This is a genomic window from Bradyrhizobium sp. 160 (assembly GCF_023073735.1).
Classification (GTDB): Bacteria; Pseudomonadota; Alphaproteobacteria; order Rhizobiales; family Xanthobacteraceae; genus Bradyrhizobium.
This window is the reverse complement of the sequence record NZ_JADPKD010000017.1, coordinates 1-1,862: the sequence shown is the minus strand read 5'-3', so window position 1 is coordinate 1,862 and position 1,862 is coordinate 1. Positions and strand designations below refer to the sequence as shown.

Below are 1,862 nucleotides of genomic sequence, written 5' to 3'. Positions count from 1 at the left end.
GCCGCGCTGGTGTCGGCGCTCATCACCTGGACCAGCCGTCCCCTGCTCCAGCGCTACGCGCTGGCACGGCCGAACGCGCGGTCCTCGCATCGCATTCCGACCCCGCAGGGTGCGGGCATCGCCGTGATCGCGGCGACGCTCATCGTCGCCTCGCTCTTTGCGAGTGTCGCGAACGTCGCGATCCCGCCGGCACTGCTCGGGGCGACGGTCTTGATCGCGCTGGTCGGATTTGCAGACGACATCGTATCGCTGCCGGTGTTGGTGCGGCTGGTGCTGCAGGCCGCGGCCGTCGGCGCCGTGGTGTTCACTGCGCCCGAGACTGCGCGCATTGTTCCGGCGCTGCCGCTTGCGCTGGAGCGCGGCCTCATCCTGCTCGCAGGGGTCTGGTTCGTGAACCTCGTCAACTTCATGGACGGGCTCGACCTGATGACGGCCGCGGAAGTGGTGCCGGTCACTGCGGCGCTGCTGCTGCTGGGATGGCTGGGCGAGCTGCCATGGCCGGCCGCGCTGGTCGCGGCGACGCTGTGCGGCGGCATGCTCGGCTTTGCACCGTTCAACCGTCCGGTGGCAAAAGTCTTCCTGGGCGATGTCGGCAGCCTGCCGATCGGCCTTTTGCTTGGCTGGTGCCTGCTCGAGCTCGCTTTTCGCCGGCAGATGGCCGCGGCACTGCTGCTGCCGGCCTATTATCTCGCCGATTCCACCATCACGCTGTTTCGACGGGTCGCGCGGCGTGAGCCGTTCTGGTCGGCCCACCGCACGCATTTCTACCAGCGCGCCACTGACAACGGTTTCATGGTCCCGCGGGTGATCGGCGAGGTCTTCCTGCTCAACCTCGTGCTCGCCGGGCTCGCCATCCTCACCATCCGTGCCGCCGCGCCGGCGGTCACCACGTGCGCACTTGTGGCCGGCGCGCTCGCGGTCGGATTCGTGCTGCACCGCTTCTCGCGGCCTCAGGGCTCCTGATCCGACACCGCCAGGCGCAAGCCCTCCTCGAGGGTGAGCTGCGGCTGCCAGCCGGTTGCGATCGCCTTCGAGATGTCGAGCTCGAGCGAGCCGATCAGGCCGTCATGCATATCCTGACGGCCGGTCACGCGCAGGGCCGCTCTGAGCAGGTTTGGCGGTATGCCGAACAGCCGCGGGCGCTTGCCGGAGGCTCTCGCCAGGCACGCGATGAATTCGGGCGTGGAGACCCTTTCCCTGTCGGCCAGCAGGAAGATCTCGAAATTGCTCGTGGGGTCGGGATGGTCGAGCCGGTGCAGGATGAACGACGACAGGTTTTGCACGCATAGAAAGTTGCGGCGGTTGCGGATCGCCGCAAAGGGCAGCGGCAGCCCCAGCCTGACCGCGCGCGCCAGCAGCGGGAAATTGCCCTTGGCGTGTGCGCCGTAGATCAGCGGCGGCCTGATCACCGAGATTTTCATCTCGCTGTCCCGCGCCAGCGTCCTCAAGCCCGCCTCGGCCTCGGCCTTGGACGCGCCGTAGAGACCACGCGGCGTCGGGACATCGCGCTCGCTGAACGGGGCACGGCCCTCGTTGCTGCGGCCGTGCACCAGAACAGTGCTGATGAAGATGAAATGGCGTACGCCGGCCGTCGCTGCGCAGCGCGCCAAGTGCAGTGTGCCCTCGACATTGACCTTGCGGTAGAGCTCGACCGCGCGCTCGTCGTTCTTGTAATGCACACGCGCGGCGAGATGGATGACGGCGTCGACGCCGTCAAGCGCGGCCCGCCAGTCGGTTTCGGGGCCGATCGATGCGATCACGACCTCGTCGCCGGCCCCTTCCGGGCTGCGCACCGCGCACCGGACTGACCAGCCCTCGCGCGTCAATGCGCGCACGACATGACGGCCGATGAAGCCACTCGC

Annotated in this window: 2 protein-coding genes; one reads left to right on the top strand and one right to left on the bottom strand. The window is 68.2% G+C overall.

Translation table 11 applies throughout. The features are described 5' to 3' along the window. A partial coding sequence (locus IVA98_RS08550) for an MraY family glycosyltransferase (protein WP_247354640.1) occupies window positions 1-963 on the top strand: 963 nt, incomplete at its 5' end. Here IVA98_RS08550 and IVA98_RS08545 read toward each other — a convergent pair. After that, the coding region (locus IVA98_RS08545) for an NAD-dependent epimerase/dehydratase family protein (protein WP_247354639.1) at window positions 951-1,862 on the bottom strand (912 nt) is incomplete at its 5' end. The genes IVA98_RS08550 and IVA98_RS08545 overlap by 13 nt on opposite strands.